This window comes from Thalassolituus sp. UBA6592, from assembly GCF_002433655.1.
Lineage (GTDB): Bacteria > Pseudomonadota > Gammaproteobacteria > Pseudomonadales > Oceanobacteraceae > Venatoribacter.
The window spans coordinates 51,803-72,651 of the sequence record NZ_DJIO01000155.1; the positions used below are offsets into that span (position 1 = coordinate 51,803).

Genomic DNA, 20,849 nt, shown 5'->3' on the forward strand with positions numbered 1-20,849 from the left:
ATCCTTTATGAGCCACTCTATAGCCAATGCAGGTATGCGGGTTAACAGCAAAGCCGAACTGATCGAACGTCAGTTCCGTTGCATGTGTGAAGTGTCGGGTATCTTATCCAAAGCCAAAAATATTGAAGAAACGCTCAGCGGAATTCTGGGTGTTCTGCATAATCAGGCTGGCCTGCGTCATGGTGTTATCACCCTGTATGATCCGGAAAACAGCCTGATTCAGGTTGGCGCTGTTTATTCTGATTCAGAGAGCGTTAATAAACATTCATCCTCGGTAAAATATCAGCCGGGTGAAGGCATTGTCGGACGCGTACTGGAAATTAACGAATCCATCGTCCTTGGCCGTATTTCCAGCGAGCCGCGCTTTCTCGACCGGCTGGAATTATACGATCTGGAATTACCATTTATTGGTGTGCCGATCCGTGATGCCAAAGGCAACGCCATTGGTGTACTGGCAGCGCAGCCGGATGTACCGGCGGATGACTATCTGCCGGAACGTACCGTATTTATGAAGGCGACGGCGGACCTGTTGTCGCAGACCGTGCGCCTGCTGGTCAATGTTGAAGAAGGGCAGACCATTGCCCGTGAGCGTGATGAACTGCGGCGTGAAGTGCGCGCCAAATATGGCTTCGATAATATGGTTGTCGGCCATTCCGAAGGCATGCGTCGCGTCTTCGATCAGGTGCGCCGCGTGGCTAAATGGGACAGCACCGTATTGATTCTGGGTGAATCCGGTACCGGTAAAGAATTAATTGCCAACGCCATTCACTATAACTCGCCGCGTGCACACAATCCGTTTATTTGTCTGAACTGTGCCTCGTTGCCGGAAAACCTGCTTGAGTCAGAATTATTCGGCCATGAAAAAGGCGCGTTTACCAACGCGGTTAAGCAGCGCAAAGGCCGCTTTGAACAGGCCGATGGCGGCACACTTTTCCTCGATGAAATCGGTGAAATTTCGGCGCTGTTCCAGGCCAAACTGCTGCGTGTATTGCAGGAAGGTACGCTGGAGCGGGTCGGTGGTGGCCAGACCATTAAAGTAAATGTGCGTATCGTCGCAGCGACTAACCGTAATCTCGAAGAAGAAGTCGAGAAGGGTAACTTCCGCGAGGATCTGTACTATCGTCTGAATGTTATGGCGATCCAGATTCCGGCACTGCGTGAACGTCTGGTGGATGTACCGGAACTGTCGGAATTTCTGCTGAATAAAATTTCCCGCAATCAGGGCCGTGACCTGCGCCTGACCGACAGCGCTGTGCGTATGCTGATGAGTCATGACTGGCCGGGCAACGTGCGTCAGCTGGAGAACTGCCTGGAGCGCGCGGCAGTGATGAGCGAGGAAGGCACCATTGACTGTGATGTGATTTCCCTGCCGGATGGTCAGCGCAACCAACATACCTTTGCCGCCGCCCCGGTGGCTGCTCAGGTGGATCTCGACAGCCCGGATATGGATGAACGTGAGCGCCTGATTGCTGCGCTGGAACAGGCCGGCTGGGTGCAGGCTAAGGCCGCGCGCTTATTGGGTATGACACCGCGCCAGATCGCTTACCGTATTCAGACCATGAAGATTAACGTGCGCAAACTCTGAGATAGCTGAGTGGACAGACAAACCACTGCTGAAATGATCCGTTTCTGTGGCAATAGCGGGATATTCTGCGCGTAAGCGGCTATATTGGCGCTTATGTATTGCAGGATAACCGCGTATGTCCATTGATTTTATTTATCATCCGGCGCTGGTACCCGGTGAAGATTCTCCGGAAACCAATACCCTTTATTTTCTCGATAGCCAGCTGCTGCTGAAGCAGGAGGTTATTGCTGATCCACTTAATGTCACCCCCTGGACCACCGAATCCATCGCTATGGAGCCTGAGCTGCAGCTGTTACTGGGCCAGGTGAATGGCAGCCCGCTGCGCGTCGTGCAGCTGCCGCAGTGCCCTCCAGGCTGGCAGGAAACCGGTCTGCGTGATTATCTGCTGATGTCAGCGGATGATATGTTCAAGGTGGTTAATGCCGCTGCACAGTTACGCTACTGGCTCAGCACGCAGAATTTCTGCAGCCGTTGCGGTACGCCACTGGAGTTTAACGACAGCGATAAAGCGCTGACCTGTCCCGGCTGTGAATACCGCTCCTACCCAAAAGTATCGCCTTGTGTGATCTCCGTGGTGCGCGACGGGCGTAAATTGCTGCTGGCGCAGAACCTCGGATTCCGCAACGGTATGTATTCCTGTCTGGCGGGATTTATCGAAGCCGGTGAAAGTGCAGAAGACGCACTGGCGCGGGAAATCGAAGAAGAAGCCGGTATTCAGATTACCAATCCGCGTTATCTGTTATCTCAGGCGTGGCCATTTCCACACCAGCTGATGCTGGGCTATCTGTGTGACTATGCCGGAGGCGATCTGGTGATTGATGAAACCGAACTGCGCACGGCGGGATGGTTTGATATCGATAACCTGCCGGAATTACCGCCGGAAAAAACCCTGGCTCTCACTCTGATTAAAGAAGCGGTGCGGGTGATTTCTGCCGAAGAAGCGTCCTGACGCAGCCCTTCTGTCCATTTTGCTCGCCGTTTTTACTTCCCCTTTTGCTTTCAGTCAGGGTCAGCGTTGTGCTGGCCCTGATGGATAGTGTTGCTGACACGCATATCTGCTATAAAACAGCTCTCTTTAATATCTTTTAAGCTGGACGGCGGCCTGCTACGCAGTTTTGCACCAGTGAACAGGAGATTACCGCAATGAATAAGGACATGATTTCCGGTGCCGTGGCTGGAGTGGTTGTCAGTGTTGGCCTATTGGCTGCACACATGGCGTTTTCGGCCATTACCCCCTGCATGATGTTCAGCGCTTATATGCCACAGAATTCCGCCGTATGCCCACAAACCAAAGAAGACGAAATCGAGCAGGGCCTGCAGGATATTGCCGACTCTCTTGGTGTGATCAGCAGTGATGTCAAAGATGTGGCGCAGGTGCTGGATGAAGTGAAAGCGCGGCTGGCCACGCAGAACGAGTTAATCGGCGGGGTGAAAACCCGTCTCAGTAATGCCATGCAGGGACTGGATGAGGCAATAAAAAATGAAGATCACCTGGACGAAGCAACCATTGAAGTGCTGTACGCTTATTGCAATCTTAAGCTGGATGACAGCACTGCCGGCTTCTGCTCAGCAGGCTGATGCTGTTGCTGTTGCAGCGGAGAATGGTGTAGGTGAGAATGGTGTAGGTGAGAACAGTGCTGGTGAGAATGTTGCTGCTGAGCAATCTGCACAAACCCAAACGCCATCCACAGAGACGCTCTACGCTGAAGAGCGTGCCTATTGTCTGCAGCGTTTTGAAGATGGCAGCGGCGCCTATCAACAGTGCTTCCGGCTGAAAACCAACGTCAGTCTGTCACGCGCCGAGCTGGATAAGCTGATGGCTGAGCTGAAAGCCGCACAGGATGCGCTGGACCTGATCAGTGATCAGAATTCAGAACTGAAAGATGATCTGCAGGAGCAGGTGAATATACTGCAGGATCAGGCGGCCGCCATGGAAAGTCTGCAGGGCGAGGCGGAAAAAATGCGCGAAAATTTCCGTTTATACCGCTGGCAGAACCGCATGAAAATTATCGTCCCCGTGGTGCTGGGTGGTGTTGCTGCCAGTTATGGTGAAGATCAGGACCGCGCCGTTAACTTTATGGCGGGTGTTGGTGCTGGCTTTACGCTGGAATATTTTGGTATCGGACTGTCCCCGTATGCCGGTGAGCTGGCGTATAACCTGAGTGTAAAACTCGGCTTCTGAAGCCGGGTTTTACTTATATCGGCCATTCGCCACGGCAGGCAGATCATCATTTGCCTGAAGGCTGACGTTAATTGACGTTAGCGGACACACGCCTACACATTTCCAGCCCGCTACTGCTGCTGACCTATGGTGAGCAGGAGCGCAAATTCGCTATTATTTCCACGGTAAAAGATCACAGCGACAGGGACCCCTCCATGACAACGACCACGGCTGACGCCACCGATAATATTTCCGCACACGGGCAAAAATCTCAGGTCTGGGACATATTTGTACGTTTGTTTCACTGGGCGCTGGTGTTTTTTATCGGCTTTGCCTGGTGGACCGGTGAGCAGGGTGGAGAATGGATGCAGTGGCATATGCGTTGTGGTTATGCCGTACTCGGGCTGGTGATCTTCCGTTTGCTGTGGGGCTTTGCCGGCAGCTTTTACGCCCGTTTCCGTCAGTTTATTTATTCACCGAAAACCACGCTGCAATATCTGGGTTCCCTGCTGCAGCGCAAAGAACCTGTGTACGCCGGTCATAATCCGCTGGGTGGCTGGGCTGTGGTTCTGTTATTGCTGCTGTGTGCATTTCAGGCAGGCAGTGGTTTATTCGCCAACGACGATATTTTCACCGAAGGTCCGTTAGTGCATCTGGTGGGCTATGACCTGAGTATCGAAATCACCAAATGGCACAAAACCATGTTCAATGTGCTGTTGGCGGTCATTGCAGTGCACGTGGTGGGAGTTATTTATCACCAGCGTTTCCGCAAAGAGCCGTTGCTGCAGGGCATGATAACGGGCCAAAAGCCGGTGGCCGAAGCCGTGGATCTGGCCACCGCTGAGCAGGCAACAAAAAGCCCGGCACGTCTGATCGTAACCGGGCTGATTGTGATCGCTGTATCCGTCGCAGCGGTCTGGGGACTGCTTAGTCTTTAAAGCTGTCGTGACAGCCTTTGCAGTTTTTCGCCAGCGCCATAAAGGCAGAGGCTACATCATCTTTAGCGGATGCATTTTTCGCAGCGGCAGCCAGAGCCGCTGCATCGCTGGCGAACTTATCCATTCCCGCTGAGAATTTTTCCCAGTCTTCACCGATTGCCGGCAGCGCGTCGGTGTCATCCGCGCTTCCCTGATAAGAACCCGGAATAAAGGCTTCCAGCGGCATTTTCGCCAGTGCTGCAACGTTGTCTGCACGGCTGCTGAATTCAGCGGCGTCAAAGTCCTTCTTGCCTTTCATCATGTCGCCCATAGTACCGAAGTTCCAGCGAACGGCAGTGAATACAGACTGACGGTAATCGATTGCAGCTTCGGTTTTCTTGTCTGCAAATACAGTGGTACTGGTTAACGCCAGAGCAGCCGAAAAGGTAATCGTTGCCAGTTTTTTCATGGTGATGTCCTCTCACTATTACGGGGGGAATGTCTTTATCACGTGCTGAATATTTTCAGATGTCGTCCGAGTGTAACCAAGGGCATAAACCCATGCACCTGCAGAGGATTATTACTGACAGTTTTTTACAGACATCAGACCAGAGCCGCGCAGATCAGACATTTACTGACATTCCATCTCATCCAATCTGCTGATTTTAAGCATGGCGGGCGCATGTGTGATCCGCGCTGCAGCAGTAGCCGCACGCTGACCGGGTCTGTTAAAGTTAACGCTGATTACATTTGCCGGATACCCCCGGCGGAAATGGACTGCCCGGAGATTCTCATGTCCTCGCTGCTGCTGTGGCTGATCGCTGCCGTTATTCTGTTGCTGGTGTTTGCTGTGTATTACTGGCGTACCGCGGCGCTTAAACCCGAGCTGGTTTATCAGAATAACGATGAAAACCGTAATATGATCGGCCGTTTACCGCGTCTGACCCGGCGTTATTTTCCTACGCCATGGATGATTAACACCCATGCGCAGCTGATTGCGCTGGGTTTCAAAAAAGGCCTGGGTAAAAAGCTCAGTTATGAAAAATCCGAACAGCTGACCATGGCCGATGGCGGTACCACCGCACTGCATTGGCTGGGGCTGGATAATGCGGACGATAAGCCGACCTTACTGGTGCTGCATACCATCACCGGCTCACCGCACAGCATGCGTGGCTTTATGCGCGATATTTATCAGCAGACCGGCTGGCGCATCGTCCTGTGCCAGCGTCGTGGTCATGGCGATCTGCCATTAACCGTCGCTAAATTTAATACCATGGGCGACAGCGGCGATCTGCGTGAACAGATTGACGTTATCGCTGAACGCTATCCGCAGTCACCTCTGTACGCTATCGGGATTTCAGCGGGCTCTGGCCTGCTGGTGCGTTATCTGGGCGAAGAAGGTGAGCAGTCAAAAATCCGTGGCGGTATGGCTTACTGTCCGGGCTATAACATCGAGCATGCCTTTGGCCGCGCGCAGGATGTTTACAGCCGCATGATGGCGAAGAAACTGCTGAAGCAGTTTGTATTTTCCCATCCCGAATCCTTTTCCGGCATGGCGTCGTATCAGACCCTGATCGAATCGGAAAACCTGCATGAGCTGCATCAGAATATTTATGAATGCGCCGGTTTTAACAGCCTGCAGGAATTTATGGATGCCGCGAATCCTATGCGCGTGTTTGAAAATATCCGCGTGCCGGTGCTGATTCTGAATGCTGAGGACGACCCGGTGTGCCATATCGATAACGCCTGGGAATACAAAGAACAGATCCGTGAAATGCCTCAGGCGATACTGGCGGTGACCCGCCGTGGCAGCCACTGTGCGTATTTCTCAGGTTTAACCGCTCAACCCTGGGCGCATCAGCTGGCCGGGGAATATTTTACCGAACTGGCAAAAGCGGCTGACTGAAGCCGCTTATTGAGGCCGCTGATTAAGTCTGCTTATTGCGGCCGCACGACGTAGCAGACTTCAGCGTCTATCCCCTGCTGCAGGAAAAACTCCAGCCATAGCTTCTGATGATCCTGCAGCCGGTCCCCCGGACCTTTCACTTCAATCAGCTTCCATTCTCCGGGCTTATCGCCCAGCCAGATCAGATCAGGCAGACCACGGCCGTGGTTTTTCAGGTCACGCAGCAGATGGCGGAAGATGGCTTCCAGCTGTGCTGCAGGAATAACCGCCAGCGCTTTTTCCACCACGTCAGCACTGAGCCAGCCCCAGTGAATGAGCGGGCAACTGATGCCCTGTTTCTGCGTAAAGCGTGTACGGATAACATCGGCATAACTGCCATCCTGCAGAGCCAGAAATGCAGCGTTAATTTCTTCTTCGCGCAGGCGGGCAAAATAATCACGGAACAGATCGGCCGGGCCGGATTGAAACGGATGAAAAAACGCACCGCTCACCGGCGCGTAAATCGCCGGCCAGAACAGCAGGGAAAACAGACCGGGCAGCAGGGTGTTTTCCACATAAAAGCACTGCCCACCCGGCTGCTGATTCAGATAGTCCATCACCTGATATTCAACATGGTCATCGTTATCCGCCAGCGTTAACTGCAGCGATGGGTAAGCATTAATGGCTCGGGGCAGATCCGCTTTACAGGAATCGGCGGGCAGTTTTATTCCTGCTTTTTTCGCGGCACGCTGGCGTATGCGCTGGATGCTTATACGTGTTTCCGGTTGTTGAATAAGGGTCAGCTGCTGCTCCGCTGCAGCCACCAGAAGGCGGTAGTCATCGTCGCTGCTGGCCTGTAATTCCATCACCCGCAGGCGTCGGGCACGGGCTTCGCGGTGATCACTTAACTGATAGCAGCTCAGCGCCAGCGGCAGATTCTGACAGCGTTCGCATTCGCGTCCACAGCGTGCCATCAGTTTTTGCCAGCGCTGCTGTAACCAGAGTGGCAGTTCAGCAAAATGGTTTGCGGGCGTTTTTTTCAGCGTCATTAAACTCTGGGCGCACTGAGCGATGAAGGCAGCACCTTCATCGGATGACAGCTGTTTGTATTTCAGTTGCTCAGTGATTAAAAACAGCTGCTGCTGCAGATCAGCCAGCTGGTGGTAAAAATCCAGTTCAGCGCGTTGATGAAACGGCCGGCTGGACTGATCCAGTGGCACAGCTTCATAACTCAGGTGGCCAAGTTCAGTGACCACAAATTCACTCCAGTTCTGCCAGCCGTTGCCAAAGAACAGCAGGCGAATGGTGTCGAATAATGGCATAACGTCGAGGCGTATCAGAGCCTTGTCTTTCCTCCCGTTATCGTTCGTCTTCTTACTGTTCATCTCCTCAGTGCCCAGCCACTCGCTGGCCGGACGCAGGGTTCTGTCATGGTCACTGTTGCTGCCACTGCCACTGCCACTGCCACTGCCACTGTCACCGAACAGCTCACTGACAAGCTGCTCCAGCTCTGCTTTTTTCCAGCGTTTGATATTGTCCGGCAATGGCTTATGAGCATGCCGTTGCAGCAGCGCCAGCAATTCATCTTTTTTCAGCAGGGCGGTGAGTTCGACTGCCGTTAACAGCGGGTCCAGAGTACAGAATGCCTGTTGTGCTAACTCGCTGGCCGCCTGCTCTGTATCGCTGATTTCGCTGTAGATCAGGGCCGAGGGAAAAAACAGTTCGCCTTTGCGCATGACCATACGCAGCAGCAGCGCCTGAGCATCCTGCGACAGTGTGGCAAAACGATCCAGCCGGGTACTTTCCTCCGCGCTTAACAGGTCACGGCTGTGGGCCAGTACCCAGTTCAGAGCGGTGGTGAAATTCTTAAGGTAATAGAGTGGGTCGTTAACGTCGGCCGGGCGGATGCTGTTTACGCTGTCGGCATTCATTCATCAGCCTTCTTTATTGCTGCTGGCGCCATCATCGTCAGCCGTCAGGGTGTATTCGCGTTTGGCATTCTGCAGTAAAGCCGCTGTCAGCTTCGAGAAATAATTCTGAAAGGCCATATTAATACGTGCACGTTGCAGCTGTTGTGGGTACAGCCCGAGTTTGGCTTCTTCCGATTTCTGCGTACCTTTTACCAGAAAGGCATTTTTAATTCCGGCGTCCTGCACAAAGGCTTCAAACGCCCGGGCGCACATTTCTTCCGGTTGCGAGAAATACAGCATGCCGTGTTTTTTATCCTGCGCCGCGGACGCTCTGAACATATCACTCGGGCCGCGGCCCTCCTGATCGAGCAGTACCGCGGCATAGCACTGAGCCAGCAGGCTGTTCAGCCGATGCGGCTGCAAAGGTTTGTTATCCAGCCACAGGCGGGAACCAAATGCGGTCTTTTTATGGCCGGAACCAAAGACTTTGCCGGCGATATAGTGATCAAAGGCGTGGAACCACTCATGGGCGATACTGCCGGGTCCGGCATTTTTAGCCAGCGCGAAACTGCGCTCCAGTGGTGAATAGTGAGCAGAAACTCCGGGACGACCGCCTTTACCGTATTGCAGCGCCAGGGTGCCGCGCAGGGAAATGATCTGCTGGCCCAGCAGCAGGTTATCTTCGGCATTGAGCCAGGTACCGGCGAGAATGCCACTGAGGTCGCTTAAGGCATCAAAAAACAGAGCTGCGGCCTGTTCCTGTTCGGCCTGGGTGACCCATTTGCCAATTTCCACGCCGCGGAAATCGAACCATTGGCGGATGGTGAGAAAATCCGGAATAACGCCACCCAGCAGCGCCCGGTGGTCGGGCCCTGCACGGTAGAAAGCACGTTTTAACAGGGTGGAGGATTTGTCGTCGGCCATGGGGCTCACCGCAGTCAGATGCGGTGATTATCGCACACACTGCCTTTCAAGCCACTGAGGTTGTAGCCACTGCAATCAGAATCTGCGTTGGTTAGGCGGGTGTGTGCACCAGTGCCGGAATGACACTGGTGCCGGTAATAACTCAGGCAGGAACGAAGGGTTCTTCGCAGACGGCTTTTTTCATCAGCAGCACGTCGTGATCCTGGCTGCGACGACGGCCGATTTCTTCGAAATCGTGTTCGCGGTGGAAGTGATGGGAGTCTTCGTTCAGCGGGTCCATACGGATTTCACAGGTCAGTGCAGCAGCACCCAGTTGCGCAGCGTATTTTTCTGCACAACGGTACAGCTCTGATGCGATGCCGCGGCCACGGTATTCCGGATCAACCACGACCTGGTCGATATACACAAATGGCTCGTTGGTGCTTTCCTGAAACCAGCGGAAATCTTCGGCTTCGAAGTTTTCATCGTGGCGCACCAGAATAATGTAGCCTTCCATTTTACCCAGTGGGTTTTCGGCTACGATGCACAGCCCCTGTTCCACCAGATAGCTGAAATGATCTTCGTTTAAGCGGTCCACATGGGGCGCAGCTGTCTCGTTCAGAGAGTTAAGCGCTTCACGGTCCGACGTTTCAGCCGAGCGTAAAATCAGCGTCATAACATTTTCCTCAGGTTATTTCCGCTTTGTCTTATGGGTTGATCGAGGGTAAGACAAACGCGTTACAGTTATTAAGACAAGAGGCTAACCCAGCTATAGATGTCTTTACAGTGAGCTTTGTCATTATTTGTCACAGAAAAATGACTGTTCAATTTTTAAGCTCAGTAAATGGCGCAGAATGTGTGAAACAAATGTGCATATTTGCTGCGGCTTTCCTGTACGGGTATCCGTTTTTTTACTATGTTTGTGCGGTTTTAAAGCGTCAGGCTGTAGGTATAAAAAGGCATGGTCCCGTTGCCAGCCCAGAGACTCATACAGTGCCTGCGCTGCGATATTATCCACCGCAGTTGCCAGATCCATTCTCACCGCATCGTGCTGACGGGCAGTGTGCTCTGCAGCCTTTAACAGCGCTTTTCCCGTTCCACTGCGCCGCCCGTCTGCAGCGACAAATAAATCGTACAGAACAAAAATTTTTGCCGCGGCGACCGAACAGAAGGTGGGATACAACTGACAGAAACCAAGCAGTTGGCCGGCGCTATTTTCGGCAACCAGAATAATGGATTCAGCGCGGTTAAAACGCGCGTTGATAAAAGCCAGCGCGGTTTCTTTATCGGATGGCTGCTGATAAAAAAGCAGCGGTATTGATCAAACAGAACGGCGACGGCAGCGATGTCTGCGGTGTTAGCCGCCCGTACCAGCGCTGCCGTGCTCATCAGTATTCGATCCAGGTGGTTTTCAGCTCAGTGTAATCGTCGATGGCGTGCAGGGATTTATCGCGGCCATTACCGGATTCACCAAAGCCACCGAACGGCACAGTGATATCACCACCGAAGTAGTTGTTCACACCCATGGTACCGGTGCGCACACCATCAGCCACTTTTAAGGCGGTGGAAATATCACGGCTCCAGACGCCACCGGCGAGACCGTATCTGGAATCGTTGGCGATGCGGATGGCTTCATCTGCATCTTTAAAGCGGATGGCGGATACCACAGGGCCGAAGATTTCTTCCTGAGCGATGGTCATGCTGTTATCCACATCGGCGAACAGTGTTGCACTATGGAAGGTACCGCCAAGGTCGCCGCCCAGACCATTAAAGGCATCGCCACCGGTCAGCAGACGGGCACCGGAGTCTTTACCGATCTGAATGTATTTCTGGATGGTGTTGATCTGGTTCTGGTCGATAACGGCACCCATACGGGTTTCCGGGTCCAGCGGGTTGCCCGGCGTCCAGGCTTTGGCATGCTCAACCACCTTCTGCAGGAATTCATCATAGATGCTGTCCTGTACTAACAGACGGGTACCGGCGGTGCAGGTCTGGCCACAGTTATAGAAGCCGGCAACCGCAGCCCACATAGCAGCGGTATCCAGATCAGCATCGGCGAACACGATGTTGGCACTCTTACCGCCCAGCTCAAGGAAGGTACGCTTCAGGTTGCTCTGACCGGAGTATTGCATCAGCAGCTTGCCCACCGCAGTGGAACCGGTGAAGGTCTGGCCGTCGATGTCCGGGTGCAGCGCCAGGTGTTTACCCAGATTAACACCGTCGCCCGGCAGGACGTTCAGCACGCCATCCGGCAGACCGGCTTCAGTTGCCAGTTCGGCTAAACGGATAGCGGTCAGTGGCGTTTTCGGATCGGGTTTCAGAATCACCGAGTTACCCGCAGCCAGTGCCGGCGCCAGTTTCCACGCGGTGGTGGACAGCGGGAAGTTCCACGGCACGATCGCCGTCACCACACCCAATGGCAGACGCTGAATCAGCGCCAGAGTGCCCGGAGCAGTTGGTGCGATTTCGCCGTAGATTTTATCAATGGCTTCGCCGGTCCAGCGGATAGTGTTGATCGCGGATGGTACGTCGATGCCGTAGGTATCACTGATCGGTTTGCCCACATCCAGACATTCCAGCAGAGCCATTTCATCGATGTTGTCTTCAATCAGCTGCGCCCAGCGCACAATGATTTTCTTACGCTCCATCGGTGCCATTCGGGACCAGACACCGGAATTGAATGTTGCACGGGCGATTTTCACTGTTTCATCAGCGTCGGCCTGTTTGCAGTCAGGAATCTGTGCCAGCACCTCGCCGGTGGCCGGATTCATACATGGCTGAGTCTCGCCGGCAACAGCCTGAGCCGGCTTGCCGTTTACCCAGGCGTGGGCCGGGATGGTGAGCTGTGCCGCTTTGGCCGTCCATTCAGCCGTGGTGTACTGAGTCATGGGGAAATCTCCGGTTTACAATGCGTTTACCGCATTCTGCGCTGTCGCACTGGCTTTGTGTATATGTCCTGGTGGGTAGGGAATGAAAACTTTGCGTACAAGTACATAATGGGTGTAGGGTTTACTACCTAATCTGATTAAATTCTGATCAATTCGAGCCACTATGCTTTGCCACCTCCCGCCAAGACCGGCAGAATCCCTGACCGCAATCTAGTCTTAGGTCGCATAGTCCTCCCCCGGATGGTAGATGCTACGATAGTAGTAGAGGGTATTTTGCCACCGGAAAGCACACACATTTTATGTCTGCTTTCCGGTAGCCGACGCCTTATCAGAACTGTTAGAAGTCGATAATTACCGGAGTCTGTATGAAACAATTTATAACTAAAATAATGATGGCCGCCGCTCTGCTGGCACCAACTGCTGCATTTGCAGAAAACTATTCCATCGGTACCGGCAGCCAGAGCGGTACTTATTACCCGCTGGGTGGCATGCTGGCAAAAATCTGGAGTGAAAACATTCCGGAAATTAACGCCCGTGCAGAAGTCACTGCAGCGTCTGTAGAAAACATCATTAAAGTGTCCACCAACAAACAGCTGGCAGGTATTGCCATGGGTAACGTGGCACTGAAAGCAGAGAAAGGTGAAAAACCTTTCCCACGTCAGATGCCTGCTAACGTACTGTTTGCTCTGTACCCTAACGTTGTACAGATCATGGTACCTGCCAACTCTGACATCACTTCTGTGACTCAGCTGAAAGGCAAAAAAGTGTCTCTGGGCGCACCAGGTTCCGGTACCCGCGTAAGCTCAGTGAACATCCTGAATATTCTGGGTATCTCTGAAGACGAAATTAACGGTCAGTCCCTGAACTACACCGCCACCACCGAAGCGCTGGCTAACGGTCAGATTGATGCTGGTGTGATCGTGGGCAGCCTGGGCGTTGGTGCTATCACCGAACTGGCCCTGACCCGTGATATCCGTATCCTGTCTTTCAGCGACGAAGAACTGGCCAAAATCGAAGCAGCTGCGCCTGCTTACATGGAGTTTGACGCACCAGCAGAAACCTACAACAAGGTACCTGCTTTCAAAACTCCGGCGATCTGGAACGTACTGGTTGTGAACAAAGACCTGGACGAAGAACTGGCCTATAAAATGACCAAAGTTGCGTTCGAGCACATGACTGAAATCCGTCAGGCCATTAACGTTGCTAAGTTCACCACCCTGGAAAACATGGACATCCTGAAAGGTGTTCCTCTGCACCCGGGTTCTCAGCGTTACCTGAACGAAATGCGCAAGTAATTTAATCGATCGTTAATGCGCTCGCCGTGATCCGTCACCGCGGGCGTTTTTATTGCAGGTTTATTTCGGGAGTAAAAAATGACCGGCGAAAACAACAGCAGTGTAACGCGTTATCTGCTGCTACTGGCAACTTTGCTGGCCGTTGGCTTATCTGTCTTTCAGATCTGGCAGGGAATTTCGGCTCAACTCTCGGCACCCGTGTTCCGCCCTGTTCATCTGGGCTGGGTACTGGTGCTTGTGTTTCTGGTTTATCCACTGGTTAAAGAGGAACACGCAGGACCCAAACTCTATCCGCTCTTCCGTCTGATCGATCTGGCTATGATCGTGCTCAGTGGCTGGGCCGCGGCACAGATTTCTGTGTTTGATTACGATGACATCAGCTTCCTGCTGGACGGTCTGCAGATGCCGGACCTGATAGCCGGTACCGTGCTGGTGGTGTTATTACTCGAAGCCACACGCCGTACAGTCGGTATGACCATGGTGATCGTCGCTGGAGTATTTATTCTCTACGCACTGTTTGGTGATGTTCTTCCGGCTTCGGTGGCCAGTAAAGGCTTCAGCCTGGAAGAGATGATCCGCTTCCATATTTTCTCCACCAACGGTGTATTTGGTGCGCCCCTGGCCATCGCCGCCGGTGTGGTATTTATTTTCGTACTGTTCGGTGCCTTCCTGCAGGTGACCGGTGCCGGCCAGTTCTTTATTGATGCTGCCTTTGCCGTTGCCGGTAAATACCGTGGCGGTCCGGCCAAAGCCAGTGTGATCGCCTCCGCGGCACTGGGTTCTATTTCCGGTTCGGCCATTGCCAACACAGTGACCACAGGTGCACTGACCATCCCGATGATGAAAAAACTCGGCTATAAGCCAGAGCAGGCGGCAGGTATTGAAGCCGCAGCATCTACCGGTGGTCAGATTATGCCGCCGGTGATGGGCGCGGGTGCCTTCGTGATGGCGCAGTTTACCGGTATCTCCTACAGCGAAATTCTGCTGGTATCCATCGTTCCGGCAATCATGTACTTCACCTGTACTCTGCTGTACGTGCACCTGATGGCGGTTAAGCTCGACCTGAAAGGCATGAGCCAGACAGAACAGATCCGTACCGTGATGGCTCAGGGCTGGCACTTCCTGCTGCCGCTGATTCTGATCACCGCGCTGCTGCTGATGAGCTATTCACCTGTGCTGGTGGGTATTGCCGGTTGTGCGGCGATTCTGATCGCTGCCATGCTGCGCAAACACAGCCGCATCACCATCGGTAAATTCTTTGAAGGCATGAAAGAAGGTGCGCTGATGGCGCTGCCGATTTCTGTGGCCTGTGCCACCGCCGGTATCGTCGTGGGCGTGGTTGGTCAGACAGGCCTGGGTCTGCAGTTCACTCAGTTCCTGTTGGCCATGTCCGGCGGTTACCTGTGGTCCGTGCTGCTGCTGATTGCTGTGGCTGCCATCGTACTGGGTATGGGTCTGCCGGTAACGGCGGCGTATATCGTACTGTCGATTATGGCGGTACCGGCGATGATGGATCTGGGCGTCAGCCTGCTGGCGGCACACATGATCGTGTTCTGGCTGTCACAGACCTCTAACGTTACTCCACCAATCGCTCTGGCGGCATTTGCCGGTGCCGGTATTGCCGGTTCCAAGCCTATGCCAACGGCGGTGCAGGCCTTTAAGCTGGCGCAGGGCTTCTTCCTGATTCCGGCGATGATGGCCTTCTCCACGCTGATCTGGACCGATGGCGATACCATCTGGGGCTACGTTGAATCCATTCTGGCGACCGTCGCGCTGATCGGTGCTTTTGCCGGTGCGATTGAAGGTCAGTGGGCAACCCGTCTGGGTAAAGCATTACGTGTAGTACTGGCAGCTATTGCCGTGGTTACACTCTTTATCCCGCACGAGTACCGTATCATCCTGGTGGCTATCGTTGCCGTGCTGGTGGTGCTGGACGTACTGAAACACCGTCGTGAGACTGCAGCAGCCTGATTGCTCGGTACTGATAGTGGAAAGAAAAGGCCTGCATTTGCAGGCCTTTTTGCGTTCCGGGCGAATGAAAAATAAAAAAATAGCTAAAGAAATTCTTTATTTATGGTTCACCATAATATGCCGTACCACGGAATAGTCTTCTAAGGAAAACATCGACAGATCTTTGCCATAACCTGAGCGCTTTAAACCGCCGTGTGGCATTTCGCTTGGCAGCATAAAGTGATTGTTGATCCAGGTGGCTCCGTATTCCAGCTCGCTGGCAACGCGCATGGCATTACCGATATTGCCTGACCATACCGACGAGGCGAGGCCGTACTGGGAGTCGTTGGCCCAGTCGATGGCTTGTTCAATGCTGTCACAGCAGGTCACGGATACCACCGGGCCGAACACTTCCCGCTGCACAATTTCATCTTCATGGCGCGCCCCGGCGATCACGGTGGGCTGGTAATAAAATCCGGGCATATCGGGAATGCTGCCGCCACAGATTAATTCGGTGTGGGGTAATTCCAGTGCCCGTTCAACAAAGCTGGCAACACTGTTGCGCTGGCGCTGGCTGATTAACGGGCCGAGCAGGTTGTCGCAGGATTCATCAACATTAAACTGAATGGCGGAGACTTTATCGGCCAGTGCGCTGAGCAGTTTTTCATACACGGGTTTAAGCGCATAAATATGGCAGGCGGCGGTGCAGTCCTGACCGGCATTGTAGTAGCCGTATTTACTGACACCTTCGGCGACGGCGTCGATATCGGCATCGTCGAGTACGATCACCGGCGCTTTGCCGCCCAGTTCCAGGTGCGTGCGTTTTACCGTGCGTACGGCTGCCTGCAGTACTTTCTGGCCGGTGGAAATATCACCGGTCAGCGACACGATGCTGATGTCTTTGTGGTTGATCAGCTGGCTGCCGACGCTGTCGCCGCGGCCGGGAATAATGTTGACGACGCCGGGCGGCAGAATATCGTTCAGCAGTTGTGCCAGATACAGGGCGCTCAGCGGTGTCTGTTCTGATGGTTTAAATACCATGCTGTTGCCGGCGGCAATGGCCGGGGCGATTTTCCAGCTGGCCATCATCAGCGGGTAATTCCACGGCGCAATCGTGCCGACCACGCCAATGGCATCGCGGCGTACCATGCTGGTGTGATGACGGATGTATTCTCCGGCGGCCGGTGCTGTCTGACCGCGGACTGCGGCGGCAAAATAACGGAACACATCGGCGGTGGCTGGAATTTCATCGTCTTCCACCTGACGTCTGGGTTTGCCGCAATTCAGGGTTTCCAGCGCGGTGAATGTTTTGCTGTTGGCCATGATGGCATCGGCAATCGCCAGCAGATACGCGGCCCGTTGCGCCGGTGTTGTGCGCTTCCATTGTTTAAACGCCGAACGGGCGCTGAGCACCGCATCGTTGACCTGTTCGCTGGAGGCCTGGGGCAGGCGGGTAATCAGGCTGCCGTTGCGCGGATTAATAACGTCTTCCAGGTCGCCCTGACCGTCGCTCAGTTCGCCATGAATTAATAATCGCTGGGGAAAGTTTAAGGATTCCGTCATGGGCTTAACTCACGGCCAGTGGTTGCCGGGCGGGCAGGGATTCACGCGCCACAGGGAGGAAGTGATCGATCACCGGATTACGTGCACCGCCACGACGCCATGCGAGGCCAATATCCAGTGTGTCTGAAATCTGCGGAATGTGCCGGGCTTCCACGCGGTCACCTTCCACCGACCAGGGGCGATAGGTCATATCCGGCATCAGCGCCAGCCCCATGCCGGCTGACACCAGGCTGCGCACGGCTTCTACCGAGGAGCTGCGCATGCTTACCTGAGGACGGCTGTGAGCACTGTTCCACAGATCGCGGATGCGTTTTTCCATTTCATCAACGTTGAGCAGAATCATCGGCTGCTGCTCAAGGGTCTGTAAATCAATGCTGTCGAGCTGCAGCAATTCATGTTCCGGCGGCAACCATAACCGGTAGCGCGAGAAGGTCAGAACTTCGGTGTTGAGGGCGGCGCGGTATTCAAGGTTAGAGAGTATCAGTACGCCGACGTCGATCTCACCACTGACCAGCAGGTGTTCAATATAGGAACGGTCATCTTCCACCACACGGATGGTGACGCCCTGATAAATGCGCTGAAAACGGGCGAGCAGATCCGCCAGATAATAACCGGCCACCAGACTGGTCACGCCGATGGTGATTTCGCCGCGAATATCGTCTGTGGTCTGCAGCAGGCTGCGGCGGGCGTTCTCCACCGATGCCAGTACCAGATGAGCCTGACGCAGAAACTGATGGCCCTGATGGGTCAGCTCCATGCCTTTGGCGTGGCGGCTGAACAGGGTCGCGTTTAAATCCTCTTCCAGCTGACGGATGGCAGTGGTCAGGGTCGACTGGGAAATATGCACAGCCTGCGCGGCTGCCGACACCGATCCGGTTTCAGCAATGGCGATAAAGTAACGGATCTGGCGCAGGCTCATCATGGCAGGCTTTTATTCCTTTTAATAAACCGCCCAACGGCGGCAGTGTAAGCGGCTGTCAGCCTGGTGGCTATTTTTCGTCTGGTTTCCGTCTGGCGCCGCAGAGACAGTGTGCCGTAAGCGATTCAATAAAACGATTGTTGGCAATGTCCACCTTTAAAAAGCCCCTGTGACTACCCTGAATGAGAGGATTGTCTACCCGTTTGGAGGTAGATCCAGTCTTTCCGTGCTCTGCTAACGAATCCAGACTTTATAAGGCCTGCAGGGCATTTTATGGTTGTTTCAGGGCAGCGTTTTATCTGTGGCTATCGGTTTTTCAGATGGCTTCAATCTTTATTAACAATTGGTCGCTCTTTTATCCCTGCAATTAGCCTGAGGTGGTCACAGATGGTCCGGTGTTTATCCGGCAAATAATTTGATCAAGGTTAGGGGACTTCACCATGGCAAAAGCAAATCTGATGGTCAGTACGCTGGCGGGTGTGCTGCTGGCGAGCGCAGGCAATGCGGTACTGGCTCAGGACAAAATCGGTGCAGGGGAAGGGCGCGTGGATATCGTCGCCTGGGCAGGTTACATCGAGCGCGGCGAAACCGATCCGGCGTTTGACTGGGTGACTGAATTCGAAAAAAACACCGGCTGTGCCGTTAACGTAAAAACCGCAGCAACCTCGGATGAGATGGTCAGCCTGATGGCCAAAGGTGGCTACGATCTGGTGACGGCCTCCGGCGATGCTTCCCTGCGTCTGATTTACGGCAAACGCGTGCAGGAAATTAACCTGGACTTGATCAAAGGCTGGAATACCGTGGATGAGCGTCTGCAGAATGCGCCATGGCACACGGTGGACGGCAAACACTACGGCGTACCGTTTGAATGGGGCCCGAACGTACTGATGTACAGCACCGAGGTATTTAAAACCGCACCGGACAGCTGGAAGTACGTGTTTGAAGAAATGAACCTGCCGGATGGCAAATCCAATAAAGGCCGTGTGCAGGCTTATGACGGCCCGATTTATCTGGCGGATGCGGCACTGTATTTAAAAGCGACAAAACCTGAGCTGGGCATTGAAGACCCGTACCAGCTGAACGAAACACAATACGCCGCGGTGCTTGAACTGCTGCGTGGTCAGCACGATCTGATTCACCGCTACTGGCACGACTACAACGTGCAGATGAGTGATTTCAAAAACGAAGGCGTTGCCGCATCCAGCTCCTGGCCATTTATGGCGAACCTGCTGATTGCTGAAGGTCAACCAATTGCCAAAGTGTTCCCGAAAGAAGGTGTTACCGGCTGGGCAGACACCACCATGATGGCGGCTGATGCGCCACACCCTAACTGTGCTTACGAATGGCTGAACTGGTCGATCACACCAAAACTGCAGGGCGATCTGGCAGCCTGGTTTGGTGCGGTTCCTGCGGTACCGGCTGCCTGTAAAGGTAACGAACTGCTGGGTGAAGAAGGCTGTAAAACCAATGGTTTCGACAACTTTGATGAGGTGTATTTCTGGAAAACACCAACATCAAAATGCGAAAGCCAGGGCACCTGCGTTTCTTACGCGCGCTGGACCAAAGACTATATCGCCATCATGGGTGGACGCTGATTCCCCCTGTGATACGGCGCTGTTAAGTCAGCAAAGCCAAACGAAGGAAATATCCGGGCTGAGTAACGCATGAGGGTTATGCGCTCAACCCGGTAATAAAAAAGAATCTGCCCGGTTGAGTTTAACGGGCGGGTTCTGAATACCAACCGCACAGCACAGAAGTTAGTCCTATGACGAGCGTTGTTGAATTTTCCTCGGTCAGCCGTCTTTACGGTGATGTTAAAGCTGTTGACCAGGTCTCCCTGAAAATCGCCGAAGGTGAGTTTTTTTCCATGTTGGGGCCATCCGGTTCCGGCAAGACTACCTGCCTGCGATTAATTGCCGGATTCGAGCAGCCCACTGATGGCTACGTCATTATTCACGGTCGTGATGCCACCGGCCTGCCGCCGTATCAGCGTGATGTGAACACGGTATTTCAGGATTACGCCCTGTTCCCGCATATGAACGTGCTGGAAAACATCGCCTACGGTCTAATGGTGAAAGGCGTGGCTAAAAAAGAACGCTTAAGCCGTGCCGCCGAAGCGCTGGAAATGGTCGCGCTGGGTGCTTACGGTGCCCGTAAACCGGCACAGTTATCCGGCGGTCAGCGTCAGCGTATTGCGCTTGCCCGAGCGCTGGTAAACCGCCCTAAAGTTCTGTTGCTGGATGAACCACTGGGCGCACTGGATTTAAAACTGCGCGAACAGATGCAGAGTGAATTAAAAACCCTGCAGCGCCAGTTAGGCATTACCTTTATTTTTGTCACCCACGATCAGACTGAAGCATTGTCGATGTCTGACCGCGTGGCGGTTTTTAATAAAGGCAAAATTGAACAGATGGATTCGCCACGTAATCTGTACAACAAACCGGAAACCGCCTTTGTGGCAGAATTTGTCGGCACTGCCAACGTGCTGCAACCGGCTCTGGTGCAGCAGTTGGGTATCAGTCCGGCTGCGGGGCAGTCATTCGCCCTGCGCCCGGAATATATTGCTGTGCATAGCGGCAGCAGCGCTCGGTCAGATGGCAGCAGCGCTCAGTCAGGTGGCCGCAGCGCTCAGTCCGGTGAACTGCTGGTGCAGGGGGTTATCCGTGATATTCAGTATCAGGGGGCGAATACCCGTTACAGCGTTGAGCTGGCCAGTGGTGATGTGATTAATGCCAGTGAAGCGAATGGCTTCAGTGGTGAAGGGGCTGCATTAAATAACGGCAGCGAAGTCTCTCTGAGCTGGCAGGCAGACGCTATGGTGGCGTTACGGTCAGACTCCACAGGTGACGCTGCGCAGGCGGTGGGAGGCTGAC

The 20,849-nt window shown here is 53.8% G+C and carries 18 protein-coding genes; 10 read left to right on the forward strand and 8 right to left on the reverse strand.

The features are described from left to right. The first annotated feature begins 7 nt into the window (after positions 1-7). From nifA to B2Z72_RS15680, 5 genes are all read left to right on the forward strand, one after another. Positions 8-1,585 (forward strand): nif-specific transcriptional activator NifA, encoded by a 1,578-nt coding sequence (gene nifA, locus B2Z72_RS15660; protein ID WP_296982399.1) that lies wholly within the window; start codon positions 8-10, stop codon positions 1,583-1,585. A 115-nt stretch (positions 1,586-1,700) separates the two neighbouring features. Continuing rightward, entirely contained in the window at positions 1,701-2,534 is an 834-nt protein-coding gene (nudC, locus tag B2Z72_RS15665; protein WP_296982400.1) for an NAD(+) diphosphatase, read from the forward strand. Positions 2,535-2,728: 194 nt separating this feature from the next. Continuing rightward, a complete protein-coding gene (locus B2Z72_RS15670; RefSeq protein WP_296982401.1) occupies positions 2,729-3,163 on the forward strand; it encodes a hypothetical protein in 435 nt (144 codons plus the stop codon). After that, on the forward strand, positions 3,129-3,767 hold the full coding sequence (locus tag B2Z72_RS15675) for a hypothetical protein (protein ID WP_296982402.1): 639 nt from the start codon (positions 3,129-3,131) through the stop codon (positions 3,765-3,767). The genes B2Z72_RS15670 and B2Z72_RS15675 overlap by 35 nt, the downstream gene beginning before the upstream one ends. A gap of 71 nt (positions 3,768-3,838) precedes the next feature. Then, positions 3,839-4,684, forward strand: a complete 846-nt coding sequence (locus B2Z72_RS15680; protein ID WP_296982404.1) for a cytochrome b/b6 domain-containing protein — start codon at positions 3,839-3,841, stop codon at positions 4,682-4,684. On the opposite strand, the gene B2Z72_RS15685 is transcribed toward B2Z72_RS15680, so the two are convergent. Further along, positions 4,674-5,132, reverse strand: a complete 459-nt coding sequence (locus B2Z72_RS15685) for a c-type cytochrome (protein ID WP_296982406.1) — start codon at positions 5,130-5,132, stop codon at positions 4,674-4,676. The genes B2Z72_RS15680 and B2Z72_RS15685 overlap by 11 nt on opposite strands. A 324-nt stretch (positions 5,133-5,456) precedes the next feature. Here B2Z72_RS15685 and B2Z72_RS15690 point away from each other — a divergent pair, with 324 nt between their 5' ends. Continuing rightward, positions 5,457-6,569 carry a YheT family hydrolase gene (locus B2Z72_RS15690; RefSeq protein ID WP_297005251.1) on the forward strand — a complete coding sequence of 371 codons (1,113 nt, stop codon included), beginning with the start codon at positions 5,457-5,459 and terminating at the stop codon, positions 6,567-6,569. Between the two features lie 32 nt (positions 6,570-6,601). Here the strand turns inward: B2Z72_RS15690 and B2Z72_RS15695 are convergent, their stop codons facing one another. The 5 genes from B2Z72_RS15695 to B2Z72_RS15715 all read right to left on the reverse strand — a co-directional run bounded on the left by B2Z72_RS15695 (position 6,602) and on the right by B2Z72_RS15715 (position 12,249). After that, on the reverse strand, positions 6,602-8,479 hold the full coding sequence (locus B2Z72_RS15695) for a VRR-NUC domain-containing protein (RefSeq protein ID WP_296982409.1): 1,878 nt from the start codon (positions 8,477-8,479) through the stop codon (positions 6,602-6,604). A gap of 3 nt (positions 8,480-8,482) precedes the next feature. Beyond that, entirely contained in the window at positions 8,483-9,382 is a 900-nt protein-coding gene (locus B2Z72_RS15700; protein WP_296982410.1) for a CLCA_X family protein, read from the reverse strand. 142 nt (positions 9,383-9,524) lie between these two features. Further along, positions 9,525-10,037, reverse strand: coding sequence for a GNAT family N-acetyltransferase (locus tag B2Z72_RS15705; RefSeq protein WP_296982411.1), 513 nt, complete (start codon positions 10,035-10,037; stop codon positions 9,525-9,527). 123 nt (positions 10,038-10,160) lie between these two features. Beyond that, positions 10,161-10,679 (reverse strand): GNAT family N-acetyltransferase, encoded by a 519-nt coding sequence (locus B2Z72_RS15710; protein ID WP_349676690.1) that lies wholly within the window; start codon positions 10,677-10,679, stop codon positions 10,161-10,163. Positions 10,680-10,749: 70 nt separating this feature from the next. Beyond that, positions 10,750-12,249: an aldehyde dehydrogenase gene (locus B2Z72_RS15715; RefSeq protein ID WP_296982412.1), complete on the reverse strand. Its 1,500-nt coding sequence runs from the start codon at positions 12,247-12,249 to the stop codon at positions 10,750-10,752. Positions 12,250-12,614: 365 nt separating this feature from the next. On the opposite strand from B2Z72_RS15715, the gene B2Z72_RS15720 reads away from it, so the two are divergent. Further along, a complete protein-coding gene (locus B2Z72_RS15720; protein WP_296982414.1) occupies positions 12,615-13,544 on the forward strand; it encodes a TAXI family TRAP transporter solute-binding subunit in 930 nt (309 codons plus the stop codon). A gap of 78 nt (positions 13,545-13,622) precedes the next feature. Continuing rightward, positions 13,623-15,515, forward strand: coding sequence for a TRAP transporter permease (locus tag B2Z72_RS15725; protein WP_296982415.1), 1,893 nt, complete (start codon positions 13,623-13,625; stop codon positions 15,513-15,515). Positions 15,516-15,611: 96 nt separating this feature from the next. Here B2Z72_RS15725 and B2Z72_RS15730 read toward each other — a convergent pair whose 3' ends face one another. Together B2Z72_RS15730 and B2Z72_RS15735 are read right to left on the reverse strand one after the other, a co-directional pair. Continuing rightward, positions 15,612-17,057 carry a gamma-aminobutyraldehyde dehydrogenase gene (locus B2Z72_RS15730; protein ID WP_296982417.1) on the reverse strand — a complete coding sequence of 482 codons (1,446 nt, stop codon included), beginning with the start codon at positions 17,055-17,057 and terminating at the stop codon, positions 15,612-15,614. Positions 17,058-17,061: 4 nt separating this feature from the next. Continuing rightward, positions 17,062-17,979, reverse strand: a complete 918-nt coding sequence (locus B2Z72_RS15735) for a LysR family transcriptional regulator (RefSeq protein ID WP_296982418.1) — start codon at positions 17,977-17,979, stop codon at positions 17,062-17,064. Between the two features lie 437 nt (positions 17,980-18,416). Here B2Z72_RS15735 and B2Z72_RS15740 point away from each other — a divergent pair, with 437 nt between their 5' ends. Together B2Z72_RS15740 and B2Z72_RS15745 are read left to right on the forward strand one after the other, a co-directional pair. Next, positions 18,417-19,571 carry an ABC transporter substrate-binding protein gene (locus tag B2Z72_RS15740; protein ID WP_296982420.1) on the forward strand — a complete coding sequence of 385 codons (1,155 nt, stop codon included), beginning with the start codon at positions 18,417-18,419 and terminating at the stop codon, positions 19,569-19,571. A gap of 170 nt (positions 19,572-19,741) precedes the next feature. Further along, positions 19,742-20,848 (forward strand): ABC transporter ATP-binding protein, encoded by a 1,107-nt coding sequence (locus B2Z72_RS15745; protein ID WP_296982422.1) that lies wholly within the window; start codon positions 19,742-19,744, stop codon positions 20,846-20,848. Position 20,849: the final 1 nt, after the last annotated feature.

Bases quoted from the DNA above. Each gene is read 5' to 3' on its own strand.
- B2Z72_RS15670 (WP_296982401.1), top strand. From the start codon at position 2,729: ATGAATAAGGACATGATTTCCGGTGCCGTGGCTGGAGTGGTTGTCAGT.
- B2Z72_RS15690 (WP_297005251.1), top strand. From the start codon at position 5,457: ATGTCCTCGCTGCTGCTGTGGCTGATCGCTGCCGTTATTCTGTTGCTG.
- B2Z72_RS15715 (WP_296982412.1), bottom strand. From the start codon at position 12,249: ATGACTCAGTACACCACGGCTGAATGGACGGCCAAAGCGGCACAGCTC.
- nifA (WP_296982399.1), top strand. From the start codon at position 8: ATGAGCCACTCTATAGCCAATGCAGGTATGCGGGTTAACAGCAAAGCC.
- B2Z72_RS15735 (WP_296982418.1), bottom strand. From the start codon at position 17,979: ATGATGAGCCTGCGCCAGATCCGTTACTTTATCGCCATTGCTGAAACC.
- B2Z72_RS15745 (WP_296982422.1), top strand. From the start codon at position 19,742: ATGACGAGCGTTGTTGAATTTTCCTCGGTCAGCCGTCTTTACGGTGAT.
- nudC (WP_296982400.1), top strand. From the start codon at position 1,701: ATGTCCATTGATTTTATTTATCATCCGGCGCTGGTACCCGGTGAAGAT.
- B2Z72_RS15685 (WP_296982406.1), bottom strand. From the start codon at position 5,132: ATGAAAAAACTGGCAACGATTACCTTTTCGGCTGCTCTGGCGTTAACC.
- B2Z72_RS15675 (WP_296982402.1), top strand. From the start codon at position 3,129: ATGACAGCACTGCCGGCTTCTGCTCAGCAGGCTGATGCTGTTGCTGTT.
- B2Z72_RS15725 (WP_296982415.1), top strand. From the start codon at position 13,623: ATGACCGGCGAAAACAACAGCAGTGTAACGCGTTATCTGCTGCTACTG.
- B2Z72_RS15705 (WP_296982411.1), bottom strand. From the start codon at position 10,037: ATGACGCTGATTTTACGCTCGGCTGAAACGTCGGACCGTGAAGCGCTT.
- B2Z72_RS15730 (WP_296982417.1), bottom strand. From the start codon at position 17,057: ATGACGGAATCCTTAAACTTTCCCCAGCGATTATTAATTCATGGCGAA.
- B2Z72_RS15720 (WP_296982414.1), top strand. From the start codon at position 12,615: ATGAAACAATTTATAACTAAAATAATGATGGCCGCCGCTCTGCTGGCA.
- B2Z72_RS15695 (WP_296982409.1), bottom strand. From the start codon at position 8,479: ATGAATGCCGACAGCGTAAACAGCATCCGCCCGGCCGACGTTAACGAC.
- B2Z72_RS15740 (WP_296982420.1), top strand. From the start codon at position 18,417: ATGGCAAAAGCAAATCTGATGGTCAGTACGCTGGCGGGTGTGCTGCTG.
- B2Z72_RS15700 (WP_296982410.1), bottom strand. From the start codon at position 9,382: ATGGCCGACGACAAATCCTCCACCCTGTTAAAACGTGCTTTCTACCGT.